Genomic DNA, 13311 nt, shown 5'->3' on the forward strand with positions numbered 1-13311 from the left:
GCTTTTTTTATGTAGATAATACTCCCCTATTCTACCGCCAAGCGCTGGACCGGGCCGGCACCACGCAGCAGGTAGAGGCCGGCGGGCAGCCCTTGCAGGTCGAGGGCGGCCTCGGGGCCGTCCGGGGCGGGGTAGCGGCGCACGGCCCGGCCCAGCGCGTCGGTGAGGGTGAGGGGCGCGGGCGCGGTGCCGGCGGGCAGGCGCAGGGTGGCCGTGCCGTGGGCGGGGTTGGGGAAGAGCTGCTCGGGGGTTAGGGTGCGGGCGGCGGCGGTGGCCGTGAGGGTGGGGTCGGTGAGGGTGGCCAAGAAGCCGAGGGCATTGTTGGAGCTCGGTTTGGGAAGGGTGATGGAGCCGAAGCTCGCTGTGAGACTCTGGACAAAACCCGCCACATACACGCTGGTGCCACTCACAGCCAAGGCATTGGCTTCGTCATAGTCCGCACCGCCGGCCCGCTGTGCCCACACGAAGTTGCCTGCATTACCTACGTCAGTGAGCTTGGATACGAACACGTCGGAAGAGACCGTATTGGTATTGGTCAGCATGGTGGGGCCAAAGTCTGCCGTGGGGCTTCTGAAATAGCCCACCATGTACACGCTGCTGCCGTTCACGGCCAGTGCTTTGGCAAATTCGTAGCCTGTGCCGCCGGCCCGCTGCGCCCAGTTGAAGCTGCCCATACTACCCGTATCGGTGAGCCGGGCCACGTATGCATCATAGGCCCCTGTATTGGTCAGGGCAGTGGTGCCAAAGCTCGCAATGGGGCTCCGAAAACCACCGGCTACGTACACGCTGGTACCGCTCACGGCCAGCGCGCCGACGCCGTCATAGTCTGTGCCGCCGGCCCGTTGCGCCCACGCGAAGCTGCCCGTGCTGCCCGCATCGGTCAGCTTGGCCACGAATATGTCAGAATTGCCCACAGTAGTGCCCACATTGGCCAGAGTGGTTGCACCAAAGCCTGCCGTAGCGCTGCCAAACTCACCGGCCACGTACACGCTGGTGCCACTCACGGCCAGCGCGCTGGCACCGTCATAGTCCGTGCCGCCGGCCCGTTGCGCCCACACGAAGCTGCCCGTGCTGCCCGCATCGGTCAGCTTGGCCACGAACACATCATAAGCGCCTGAAGTACCACCTATATTGGTTAAGGTGGTGGGGCCAAAGCCCAACGTGGAGCTACCAAAAGCTCCGGCCACGTACACACTGGTACCGCTCACGGCCAGCGCGTTGGCATCATCGTTGCTCGGACCGCCTGCCCGCTGCGCCCAGACAAAGCTGCCTGTGCTGCCCCCATCCGTGAGCTTGGCTACGAATACGTCATCAAAGCCCGCATTGGTCAGGGTGGTGAGTCCAAAGCCCGCCGTGGAGCTACCGAAATACCCCGCCACGTACACACTGCTGCCATCCACAGCCAGGGCGGTAGCATATTCGTAGCTTGTGCCGCCGGCCCGTTGCGCCCACACGAACTGGTTGCTGACCGGGTTAAACTTGGCTACGAACACGTCATAGCTTCCGAGGCTCGTGAGCGTGGTGCCGCCCAGCACCACCGTATTACTAAAAATTCCGGTCAGGTACACGTTGCCCGCCGCATCAACGGCCGTGGCCCTCACTTCCGAGTAGTTATTGGCTGCTGCCGCTGTGGCCGCTGCGACGGCCCGTGCCGATTGCCAAGCAGGGACCTGGGCCGCCGCCGGCATGTGCAAGGCGAGGAGGAGCAGGACCAGCAGGCCCACGAAAAAAAAAGAGGAAAAAAAATTCATCAGGAAAGGAAAAGGGGGTTAGCAAAAACAAGGACCTACTCCACCGCCAGGCGCTGGGCGGGGCCAGCACCGCGCAGCAGGTAGAGGCCGGCGGGCAGGCCTTGCAGGTCGAGGGCGGCCTCGGGGCCGGCCGGGACGGGGTAGCGGCGCACGGCCCGGCCCAAGGCATCTGTGAGGGTGAGGGGCGCGGGAGCGGTGCCAGCGGGCAGGCGCAGGCTGGCCGTGTGGTGGGCGGGGTTGGGGAAGAGCTGCGCCGGGGCCAGGGCGCGGCTGGCGGCCGTGGCCGTAATGGTGGGGTCGGTGAGGGTGGCCAGGAAGCCGAGAGGGGTGTTGGTGTTCGGGTTGGTCAGGGTGATAGTGCTAAAGTCAGCTGTGAGGCTCTGAAAGTACCCAGCTATATACACGCTGGTGCCGCTCACGACCAGTGTTTGGGCTCTATCGTAGCCCGTGCCGCCGGCCCGCTGCGCCCAGGCGAAGCTGCCCGTGAGGCCTGCGTCGGTGAGCTTGGCCACGAACACGTCAGAAAGCCCCATATTGGTCACGGTAGCGGGGCCGAAGCCCGCCGTGGAACTCAGAAAATCCCCCGCCACGTACACGCTAGTGCCGCTCACGGCCAACGTGCGGGCTGTTTCGGTGCCTGTGCCGCCGGCCTGCTGTGCCCAGATGAAGCTGCCCGTGCTGCCCGCGTCGGTAAGCTTGGCCACGTACACGTCCGAAGCGCCCGTATTAGCGCCCGTATTGGTCAGGGTGGCGGGGCCAAAGCCCGCCGTGGGGCTGGAAAAACTGCCGGCCACGTACACACTGGTGCCGCTTACGGCAAGTGCATTGGCATAGTCGCCCCCCGTGCCGCCGGCCCGCTGCGCCCAGGCGAAGCTGCTCGTTGGGCCCGCATCCATGAGCTTGGCCACGAACACATCTCGACCACCCGCAGTGGTCAGGGTGGTGGAACCAAAGCTCACCGTGGGGCTCATGAAAGACCCAGTCACGTACACACTAGTGCCGCTCACGGCCAGCGCGGTGGCTTCGTCGTAGTCCGTGCCGCCGGCCTGCTGCACCCAGGCGAAGCTGCCCGTGGGGCCCGCGTCGCTGAGCTTGGCCACGAACACGTCGGAAGAGCCATTAGGGCCCGCATTGGTCAGGGTGATGGCACCAAAGCCCGCCGTGGGGCTGATGAAAAATCCCGCCACGTACACGCTGGTGTCGCTCACGGCCAGTGCATAGGCTGAAGCAGTGCCCGTACCTCCAGCCCGTTGCGCCCAGACAAAGCTGCCCGTGCTGCCCGCGTCGGTGAGCTTGGCTACGAACACGTTGGCAGCGACCACAGTGGTCAGGGTGGTGGTACCAAAGCCCGCTGTGGGGCTACGAAAAGACCCGGCTATATACACGCTGGCACCACTCAAGGCCAGGGTGTTGGCTCCGTCGTCATCCGTGCCGCCGGCCCGTTGTGCCCACACGAACTGGTTAGTGGCCGGGTTGAACTTGGCCACGAACACGTCAGAGCCTCCGAGGCTAGTCAGCGTGGTGCCACCCAGCACCACCGTGCTGAAGAAAGTCCCGGTCAGGAATACGTTGCCCGCCGCATCAACCGCCGTTGCCGTAACCTGCGAGCCATTACCGGTGGCCACCGTTGTGGCCGCAGCTACGGCCTGCGCCGACTGCCAGGCCGGGGCCTGAGCCGCCGCCGGGAGGCGCAAGGCGAGCAGGAAAATGGCCAGCAGGGTGCGAACCAATGCGGCAGGAAATGGGGAAGAGGAAATGTTTAGCATAGAGGAAAGGAAGTAGCGCAACGCGCTGGTTATGGGATGATACAAAAATAGGGTGCGGGAATAAGTCCCCGCACCCTACTTTTCAATGGGTAATAGCCTCGCTCCTACCCCACCGTGCTCGTCTTCTCGAACTCGTCCAGCTTGGCGATGGTGGCCGCGATGTTCTCCGCGAACATGGTGATAACCGCGCCTTGCGGGGCCGTTTTCAGAACGTGGTCGATGGCGTCGGGCTCCTTTTCGATGTAGGTGATTTTCAGGTCGGGCTTGTCGAGGCGCAGGCCGCGCTCCATGATTTCCTTGAGGAACTCCTTCGACTTGCCGCGCAGGTCGCGGTCCTGGCGCAGGATGACTTCATCGAAGATGCGGCCGGCGATGCGGGCGAAGCCCAGCGTGTCTTCGTCGCGGCGGTCGCCCAGGCCCGATACGATGCCGATTTTGCGGGTGGCCGGCGTGGCCTCCATGAACTCCGCAAATTTGGTGATGCCCGCCGTGTTGTGGGCGTAGTCTACCACCACGTCGAACTTGGGGAATTTGTAGACGTTCATGCGGCCCGGCGTTTTCGTGGCCGAGGGCACGAAGGTGCGCAGCGCGGTTTTGATGTCGTCGCTCTCAAAGCCCGCCAGGTAGCCGGCCAGCGCCGCCGCCAGGCAGTTTTCAATGTTGAAGCCCGCCCGCCCCTCAAACGTCACCGGAAACTCGGCGGCCCGGTCGATACGCAGCTTGTAGCTATTGCGGTAAATCGTGACATAGCCTTCCTCGTACACGGCCGCCACGCCGCCGGCCTCCACGTGCTCCAGAATGCGCGGGTTCTTTTCATCCATGCTGAACAGGGCCACGCGGCAATCCACGGTGCGGGCCATGGCATACACCAGGTCGTCGTCGGCATTGAGGACGGCCCAGCCGTTTTTGCGCACCGTGCGGGGCAGCACGCCCTTCACAGCCGCCATTTCCTCCACCGTGTAGATGTCACGCATGCCGAGGTGGTCGGCCGCTACGTTGGTTACCACCGCGATATCGCAGTTATGAAAGCCTAGGCCCGAGCGCAGCATGCCGCCGCGGGCCGTTTCGAGCACGGCGTAGTTCACCGTCGGGTCTTTCAGCACGAACTCGGCGCTTTGGCCGCCGGTGCAGTCGCCCTTTTGCAGCTGCACACCCTGGATGTAGATGCCGTCGGTAGTGGTGAAGCCCACTTTGTAGCCCTTGCTGGCCACCAGATGCGCGATGAGGCGCGTGGTGGTGGTTTTGCCGTTGGTGCCGGTCACGGCGATAATCGGAATGCGGGCCGTGCTGCCACGCGGAAACAACATGTCCACCACCGGGGCGGCCACGTTGCGCGGCAGGCCCTCAGCGGGCGAAATGTGCATCCGGAAGCCCGGCGCGGCATTCACCTCAATCACGGCACCCCGGCTTTCATTCAGCGGCACGGCGATATCCGTGGCCATCAAGTCAATTCCGCAGATGTCCAGACCCACGATGCCGGCCACGCGCTCAGCCAGCAGCACATTATAAGGGTGCATCTGGTCGGTCACGTCGGTGGCGGTGCCGCCGGTGCTGATGTTGGCCGTGCTTTTCAGGTATATTTCCTCGCCGGCCGGCAGTACTGACTTCAGACTCAGCTTGCGGGCCTTGAGGATATCCAGCGTGTGCTTGTCGGCCTTGATGCTGGTGAGCACCTTTTCGTGGCCAATCCCCCGGCGCGGGTCCTTGTTCACCTCATCAATGAGCTGCTGAATGGTGCTTTTACCGTTGCCCGTCACGGCGGCCGGCGTGCGCTTGGCAGCGGCAATGAGCTTGCCGTTCACCACCAACAGGCGGAAATCGAAGCCTTCGATGAACTGCTCCACAATAACCGCCCGCGAGTACACTTGCGCGGCTTTCAGGCCTTCGGCGGCATCCTTCCAGTTCATGATGCGGATGGTGGCGCCCTTGCCGTGGTTGCCGTCCAGCGGCTTGGTCACGATGGGGAAGCCCAGTTCATCAATGGCATCGCGCAGACCAGCCTCGGAGTACACCGTGGTACCGCGCGGCACGGGCACGCCCGCATCGTTGAGCATGGCCTTGGTGCGGTTCTTATTGCCAGCCACTTCCACGCCCGCATGCGAAGTCAGGCTGGTCGTAGTGGCCCAAATGCGTTTCTGATTTACCCCATAGCCCAACTGGATAATACTGGAATTCTTGAGTTGGATGTAAGGAATGTTGCGCGAAGCCGCCTCAGCCACGATGCTGTAGGTACTTGGCCCAAAAAATTCATCCTCCCGAATTTCGTGCAGCTCGGTGATAATGGGTTTCAAATCCACCTTTTCCTTCTTGCACACGGCTTCCACGATTTCCACGGCGGCCTCAGCGGCGCGGCGGCCAGCGCGCTCCTCCTGGTAGGCAAACACCACGTACTCCACCCCTTCCTCGTGCGCCGGGTAGCTCTTGCCCCAATACACGGGCATGGCGGCCTGCCGCTGCAGTTCCAGCGCCACGTGCTGGATGACGTAGCCCAGCGGCTCACCGTCATTCAGGGCCTCCAGGGTCAGGGGCTGGTGCTTGGCGGCCTGCTTGCCGCTCATGCCGCCCGGCTGCACGGTCCCGATATTCGGAAACAGCTTCATCAACCGCCCGGCAAAGCCCGGCACGGCATTCGACCACTGGCCGGCAAACTCCTGCAAATCAACTTTGGCAACAATGAGTTTGTGATGTTTAACAGACCAATAGCTCGGCCCGCGCATGGTGCGGAGGTCAACAATCTTCATAAGGGGATGGGGTGGTAAGAGACGGGGTTCAGGCGCAAGTACGGCCAATGGCCCAGCTTGGCTACGAAATGTAGGCATAATGTGCCCAAAACCCGCCGCGCGCCGCGCCGGGCACGAAAAAAGCCCCATCGGCCGGGTGGCAAATGGGGCTTTTTCGCAACAATAATCAGAGGTGACGGGCGGATTCGAACCGCCGTAGGAGGTTTTGCAGACCTCTACCTAGCCACTCGGTCACGTCACCAGTAGTGGTCTTTTGGGAGCGCAAAGGTAGGCAGCCAGTTTGGGCTGAGCAAGGTTTCGGCACAAAAAAAGCCCCGGCACGAATGCCGGGGCTCCTTTCTGCAACTAAGCTAGGCGGTTAGGCTTTGGCTTCGTCGTCTTTTTTGTCGGCAGCGTCGTCACCGGCAACCAGGCCTTTGGCCTTGTCCACCAGGTCACCGGCTACTTCCGAAGCTTTGTGGAAAGCCTCCGAGTGCGTCACGGCATCAACAGCGTCGGAAGCAGCGTGCTTCACGGTGTCGATAGCAGCAGCAGCAGCACCGCTGATGCTGGCCAGCAGACCACCTTCTTCAGCCGCGGGAGCAGCTTCGGCGGCGGGAGCTTCGGCTTTCTCAGCTTTCGGAGCGGCTTCGGCCTTAGGAGCCTTGGCAGCGGCGGCGAGCTTCTGCTCACCAGCCTTGCGCTCGTTGCCCATCATCTGGTCGCGCAGGGCGCTCAGAGCGTCGAGGTCGCCGAGGGTCGACTTCTCTTCCGTCTTCTTCAAGTCGCTGATTTTGCCTTCGCCCTGGGGTTCGCCAGCTTTCGCGTTGGTTTTCTTCTTGAACTTGTTGTTGCGGCTGTCGTCTTCAGCGGCGGCTTCCTTGTTGAATACAGCCGTGTGCGAGAGCACGATGCGGCGGTCATCCTTCGAGAACTCCGTTACGCGGAAGTCGAGCGACTCACCGTTTTCAGCGTTCGAGCCATCTTCCTTCACCAGCGATTTGGGGTAAGCGAAGCCCTCGATGCCGTAAGGCAATTCGAGTACCGCGCCACGCTCCGACTTCTCGGTGATGGTAGCCTTGTGAACCGAGCCGGGGGTGAACACCGTCTGGAAGGTATCCCAGGGGTTTTCTTCCAGCTGCTTGTGGCCCAAGGCCAGGCGGCGAGCGCCGAGGTCCAGCTCCAACACAACAACGTCCAGCTTGTCGCCCACCTTCACCATTTCCGATGGGTGCTTGATTTTCTTGGTCCAGCTCAGGTCCGATACGTGCACGAGGCCGTCTACACCCTCTTCCAGCTCAACGAACAGGCCGAAGTTGGTCAGGTTGCGCACGAGGCCGCTGTGCTTGGTGCCCACGGCGTACTTGTCGGCGAAATCGCCACGAGTCCACGGGTCTTCGGTCAGTTGCTTGATGCCAAGGCTCATCTTGCGGTCTTCGCGGTCGAGCGTCAGAATCTGCGCTTCTACCGTGTCGCCCTGCTTGATGAAGTCCTGCGGGTTGCGCAGGTGCTGGCTCCAGCTCATTTCCGAAACGTGGATGAGGCCTTCCACACCGGGTACCACTTCCATGAAAGCGCCGTAGTCGGCCACGTTCACGATGCGACCCGATACTTTCGAACCCGGCTGCAGGTCGGCCGGCAGCGAATCCCACGGGTGGGGCGTCAGCTGCTTCAGACCGAGGCTGATACGCTTCTTGGCTTCGTCGAAGTCCAGAACCACGATGTTCAGTTTCTGGTCCAGGGTCAGCACTTCGCTCGGGTGAGCGATGCGGCCCCACGAGATGTCCGTGATGTGCAGCAGACCGTCGACACCGCCGAGGTCGATGAACACGCCGAAATTGGTCATGTTCTTGATGTTGCCTTCCAGAATCTGACCTTTCTCAAGGTTGTTCAGGATAGCCTCACGCTGCTTCTCGAGGTCTTTCTCGATGAGTACTTTGTGCGAAACCACCACGTTGTCGAAAGCGGAGTTGATTTTCACAACTTTCACTTCCATACGACGGCCAACATAAATGTCGAAGTCGCGGATGGGCTTCACGTCGATTTGCGAGCCGGGCAGGAAGGCTTCCACGCCGTCGAGCTCCATGATGAGGCCGCCTTTGGTACGACGCTTCACTACACCTTCGAGGATGGTATCCAGCTCGAGGGCATCGTAAATGGCCTTCCAGGCCTGCTTGATTTTAGCTTTCTTACGGCTCAGGATGAGCTGGCCGTTGATGTCTTCCTGGTCTTCGATGAACACCTCAACCTCGTCACCGATTTTCAGGTCGGGCAGGTCGCGGAATTCGGTGATGGACACAAGGCCATCGGATTTGAAGCCGATGTTCAGGATTACGTCGCGGTCGGTGATGCCAACTACGGTACCCTTCACTACTTCTTCCTCCTGTACGGTCGTCAGCGTGTCGCCGTACATTTTCTCCATCTCAGCACGCTGGTCCGAAGAATAGTTACCGCCGAAGCCAGTGGCTCCAACGTTGTCCCAATCAAAATCATCAATCAATTCTGCCATAATAGCTTTTGGGTACCTCTTAGATAAACGAGAAGGCCGGTACCCGGGCCAATTCGCGGTTCTTATTGAACACCTTGCCGTTGTGCAGCAAGGCCCGCCACCCTGGCGGGGCCGCAAAGGTACGGGTTTTCAGGTGGTTTTCCGAATGCTAAAGGCAGGTTCTTTACTTGCCAATCTCCTCATTCAGAAAGGCTGACTTGATTTGGATGCTATTGCGCACAGCAGCTACCGTTTCTCTGAATTCCCGGCTGTCTTTGCCTTTAAAGAAAACCCGCACTTTACGGTTAGGCCCGAAATAGCTGATTGATTTACAATAGTACACAGGGCCTTTTTCATCCGTCTTCCCTTTGTAGCTGATTTCTATTGTTTTGTTTTCCAGTGAGACAACTATTTCCTCATCTGTAGCAGAAGGGTTTTTCTGTTTTAAGACCTGAGATTCTGCCTTCACATCTGGCTTAAAGGCAATGGAACGATTGAAGCTCCCTGGTTGGATTTCTGAGCCAACGATACAAAAGTTTCTCTCGGGAGGAGTTATATGTATTTGCACCAAAGAATCTTCTCCAAAATAGTCACTTGCTTCGCTATAGGAGCATCCGCTGCAATCAGAAGTCCATCCGTGAATTATCTGGTGATTTGCCCATTCAGATGGAATTGAGAAGCTCACATTTCCTCCCAATGCTATAGCATGCTTAAGCACTGGAGAAGGCTGGGCACATCCTGTGACCATCAAGCAAAAGCAGCAAGTTTTGAATATTATCCCTTTCATATCAGATTTTTTGTATGACGGAACAGGTATGGTAAAGTCGTTGTGACCTGCACAGTTTATTGCAATAACCCACAATCTTAGCACAAGGCCGCAAAACCTCTCACTGTGCCCCGCCCGTAAGGAGGATGTATCAATTCATCTAAAACTCCTTTCACAAATGGCTCATATCAAAGCAGGCAACGACGCAGCCGGGCATCCGGTCCAGATTTTTTACGAAGACTGGGGCCAGGGCGCGCCGGTAGTGCTCATCCACGGATGGCCGCTCGACCATACCATGTGGGAGCATCAGGCGGTGGCGCTGGCCAAGGCCGGCAAGCGTGTGATTGCCTACGACCGGCGCGGTTTCGGCCGCTCGTCGCGTCCTTGGGGCGGCTATGACTACGACACGCTGGCCTCGGACCTGAACGCGCTGCTGACCGAACTCGACCTGACCGGCGTGACGCTGGTGGGCTTCTCGATGGGTGGCGGCGAAATTGCCCGCTACATCGGCAACTACGGACAGGCGCGGGTGGCTAAGGCGGTATTTGTGAGCGCCGTGACGCCCTACATGCTGCAAACCGGTGACAACCCCGACGGCGTACCGCAGAAAGTATTCGACGGTATGCACGAGGGCATTGCCAAAGACCGGTTTGCCTTCTTGGAAGGCTTTGCCAAGGACTTCTACGGCCAGAGCCTCATCAGTCACCCCGTGAGCCAGGCGGTGCTGAACTGGAACCAGACAGTGACCACACTAGCCGCACCTAACGCCACGGACGACTGCGTGACCTCGTTCTCAGGCACGGACTTCCGCGATGATTTGAAAAAGATAACCGTGCCTACGCTCGTGATTCACGGTGATAAGGACCAGACGGTGCCGTTCCCGGTAAGCGGCGAACGCACCGCCAAAATGGTAGCTGGCGCTGAGCTGAAGGTGTACGAAGGCGCGCCGCATGGCTTGTTCTTCACCGAGAAGGATAAGCTGACTGCTGACTTGCTGGCATTTATTGGCAAGTAAACGGCTTTCAGAAGCATGAAAAAGGCCCCGATGCAATTGCGTCGGGGCCTTTTTCATACTTCTGTTATCGTTCAACGACGAGACGCTAATATGCGTCTCTACGCGGCGCGGCCCATCTGGCGGAGGAAGCCGACGTGCGAGGCAATGGCGGTGCGGGTACGGGCGTAGTTGTTGTACGTCACATCGAACTCGATGCATACCTGTTGCACGATTTTGCTGATGGCGGGGTAGTGTACGTGCGAGATTTTCGGGAACAGATGGTGCTCTATCTGGAAGTTGAGGCCGCCTACCAACCAGCTAACCAATTTGTTATCGGTAGCGAAGTTCGCCGTGGTGCGTACTTGGTGGATGGCCCACTCGTCTTCGAGCTTGTGGGTAGTGGGGCACGGCACTGGAAAGGCGGCATCTTCCACGGTGTGGGCCAACTGGAACACCATGCTCAGGACGAGGCCGGCTACGGCGGTGCTCAGCATGAAGCCGGCGAACCACGGCAGGAAGCCAACCATGTAGATGGGCAGGGCCACGTAGAGCAAGAGGTTCAGCACTTTAAAGCCCCAGAAACTGACGTGCTCGCCGGTGTTCATGGGCTTGAGGCCGATGGCGCCGATTTGGCGGGAGAAATACTTCTGGTAGTCCATGGCGAAAATCCAGGACGTGTAGAGCATGCAGTAGAGCGCCCAGAAGTAGAAGTGCTGGTACTTGTGCAGCGGGTGCTTGGGCTGGTCGGGCGTCATGCGCATCCAGGGCTGGATGTTGATGTCGTCGTCGTGTCCCTCGATGTTGGTGTAGGTGTGGTGGATGAGGTTGTGCTTGGAGTTCCACATGTAGGGGCTGCCACCGAGCACGCCGAGCGTGTAAGCGGCCAGCTTGTTCATCCACGGGAAGCGTGAGAAGCTGCCGTGGGCACCGTCGTGCATTACATTGAAGCCGATGGCGGCGATGACGCAGCCAAGCAGGGCGCATTCTAGCAGAGCCCAGCCGGTGGCGGGCGTGAAGAATACGAGGTGGACGTAGAGTGCCACCATCAGGCCAACCAGAAATATTGCTTTGAACAAGAGACTGGCATTACCCGTCATTGGCCGGCCGGATTCTTCAAAGTATTGATTTATCCGGGTTTTCAACTCGGTGTGAAATGAACGAGTTGCGGCGAATTTGGGTAAGGCCATGGGCACGAATTGGGGAAGATGAAGTACAAATGTACTTCGCTCCAACGCGGCACGGCCGAACTTAGTTTAGATACGCGTGCCAGTTCTGGTCGATGGTGCCCGCCGAGAGGCGCAGGAAACCCGCCAGGGTCGGCTTTTTGGGCTGCTGCCGGATGATTAAACCCGCTTCATTGGGTGTGTGGTGGCCTTTGGCGTGGTTGCAGCGGGCGCAGGCCGTGAGCAGGTTGGTCCACGAAGATTCTCCGCCCCGGGAGCGGGGCACGACGTGGTCGAGCGTGAGATTTTTAGTCGAGCCGCAGTATTGGCACTCGAAATGGTCGCGCTTGAAGATGTTGTGGCGGCTCAGGGCAATGCCTTTGTAGGGCACGCGCACGTAGCGCTGCAAGCGGATGATGCTTGGCTTGGGGTAGGCCTGCGAAATCGTTCGAAGGGTGCCGTCGGACTTGGCTACCATCTCGGCTTTGTCGAGAAACAGGAGCACAAACGCCTTTTGCACGCTGCACAGGGTGATGGCGGTATAGTCGCCATTCAGCACTAACACTTTTTGGTCCATACACGCGTTGGGTTTCGGATAACCCGCCGAAAGCTAGCGGTTTCCGACCAGATAAACAAGCGTGTTGGGGTTAAGTTCAGCGGGGAATCAGGGACGAAGCAAGAACGTCATGCAGAGCGCAGCGAAGCATCTTGTCTGCCACTAGTAATCCAATCGAAGGTTTACTGGTGGCGGGCAAGATGCTTCGCTGCGCTCTGCATGACGTTCTTCTTACTCTTAATTTCCTCCCTCCTACTCCGGTAGCAGGCGCTTTATCAAGCGCAGTTTGTGCGAATACTTTTGCCGGTCGCGGTTGTAGATGCCGTTGTGGTCGAGCGGGTCGAGGCGGACTTCGCCGTGGGCGTGCAGAATCTGGCCTTCGTCCATCACCATGCCGACGTGCACGATGCGGCCTTCGGCGTTGTCAAAGAAGGCGAGGTCGCCGAATTTGGCCTGGGCTACGAAGTGCACGGGGCGGCCGTGGTCGATTTGTTGGCGGGCATCGCGCGGGAGCTGGATGCCGACTAGGCCGTAGAGCTGCTGGCAGAGGCCAGAGCAGTCGAGGCCGAAGATGCTTTTGCCGCCCCACACGTAGGGCGCTTTCAGGTGGAGCAGGCCCACTTTGCGCAGCAGCAGGGCCTGGCGGGCGGCATCGGGGGCGGCGGTGGGGTTGGTGGCGGTGCCGTTGTAGAAGTAGTTGCGCTCGCCGATGCGCACGTTCATGCCATCGAAAAATGGCAGCCGGCAGCCCAGCGTGAGCGGGATTTTGGTGGTGGCGTCGCTCACGGCCTGCACCACGTCGAGGGCACGAGGGTGGTCCTGGGCACGCCAGGCGGCGTAGTACTCGGGCGAAACGGGCGTGTGCTGCTTGAAATCAATCCAGCCCACGTAGTCGTCGGCCGCGAGCTGGACTTGCAGCCAGCTTTCCTGCTTCACCAGAATGTGGTAGCACTCGCCGAAAAGCAGCTGGGTGACGAGCTCGGCCCGGTCGTTGGGCTCGGCGCGGACGGGGACGGCGCTAAGCGCGCAGATGCCGGGATTCAAAGGAGTGACGGGGTGAGGGAGTGACTGAGTAATGAGCGACTGAGTGCCAGAGCAACTGAGTGA

Annotated in this window: 9 protein-coding genes and 1 tRNA gene; 1 reads left to right on the forward strand and 9 read right to left on the reverse strand. The window is 60.0% G+C overall.

Annotated elements, in window-relative coordinates; all coding sequences use genetic code 11:
- Positions 1 to 26: 26 nt before the first annotated feature.
- The 6 genes from ACYU70_RS11335 to ACYU70_RS11360 form a co-directional block, all read right to left on the reverse strand.
- The gene (locus ACYU70_RS11335) at positions 27 to 1751 is read right to left on the reverse strand and encodes a T9SS type A sorting domain-containing protein (RefSeq protein WP_342296544.1); all 1725 of its coding nucleotides are present in this window, start codon (positions 1749 to 1751) and stop codon (positions 27 to 29) included.
- Positions 1752 to 1786: 35 nt separating this feature from the next.
- Positions 1787 to 3517: a T9SS type A sorting domain-containing protein gene (locus ACYU70_RS11340; RefSeq protein WP_342296543.1), complete on the reverse strand. Its 1731-nt coding sequence runs from the start codon at positions 3515 to 3517 to the stop codon at positions 1787 to 1789.
- Between the two features lie 104 nt (positions 3518 to 3621).
- A complete protein-coding gene (cphA, locus tag ACYU70_RS11345) occupies positions 3622 to 6258 on the reverse strand; it encodes a cyanophycin synthetase (protein ID WP_342296542.1) in 2637 nt (878 codons plus the stop codon).
- 170 nt (positions 6259 to 6428) lie between these two features.
- Positions 6429 to 6499: transfer RNA gene (locus ACYU70_RS11350), tRNA-Cys, on the reverse strand.
- A gap of 117 nt (positions 6500 to 6616) precedes the next feature.
- Positions 6617 to 8746 carry a 30S ribosomal protein S1 gene (rpsA, locus tag ACYU70_RS11355; protein WP_342296541.1) on the reverse strand — a complete coding sequence of 710 codons (2130 nt, stop codon included), beginning with the start codon at positions 8744 to 8746 and terminating at the stop codon, positions 6617 to 6619.
- Positions 8747 to 8909: 163 nt separating this feature from the next.
- Positions 8910 to 9443, reverse strand: coding sequence for a hypothetical protein (locus ACYU70_RS11360; protein ID WP_342296540.1), 534 nt, complete (start codon positions 9441 to 9443; stop codon positions 8910 to 8912).
- Positions 9444 to 9669: 226 nt separating this feature from the next.
- Between ACYU70_RS11360 and ACYU70_RS11365 the strand changes: the two genes are divergently transcribed.
- Positions 9670 to 10506, forward strand: a complete 837-nt coding sequence (locus ACYU70_RS11365) for an alpha/beta fold hydrolase (protein WP_342296539.1) — start codon at positions 9670 to 9672, stop codon at positions 10504 to 10506.
- Between the two features lie 98 nt (positions 10507 to 10604).
- Here ACYU70_RS11365 and ACYU70_RS11370 read toward each other — a convergent pair whose 3' ends face one another.
- From ACYU70_RS11370 to ACYU70_RS11380, 3 genes are all read right to left on the reverse strand, one after another.
- A complete protein-coding gene (locus ACYU70_RS11370) occupies positions 10605 to 11672 on the reverse strand; it encodes a fatty acid desaturase family protein (protein ID WP_342296538.1) in 1068 nt (355 codons plus the stop codon).
- Between the two features lie 61 nt (positions 11673 to 11733).
- Positions 11734 to 12225 carry an HNH endonuclease gene (locus ACYU70_RS11375; RefSeq protein WP_342296537.1) on the reverse strand — a complete coding sequence of 164 codons (492 nt, stop codon included), beginning with the start codon at positions 12223 to 12225 and terminating at the stop codon, positions 11734 to 11736.
- Positions 12226 to 12456: 231 nt separating this feature from the next.
- Positions 12457 to 13248 (reverse strand): C40 family peptidase, encoded by a 792-nt coding sequence (locus tag ACYU70_RS11380; protein ID WP_342296536.1) that lies wholly within the window; start codon positions 13246 to 13248, stop codon positions 12457 to 12459.
- Positions 13249 to 13311 lie beyond the last annotated feature (63 nt).

The organism is Hymenobacter segetis, from assembly GCF_054776495.1.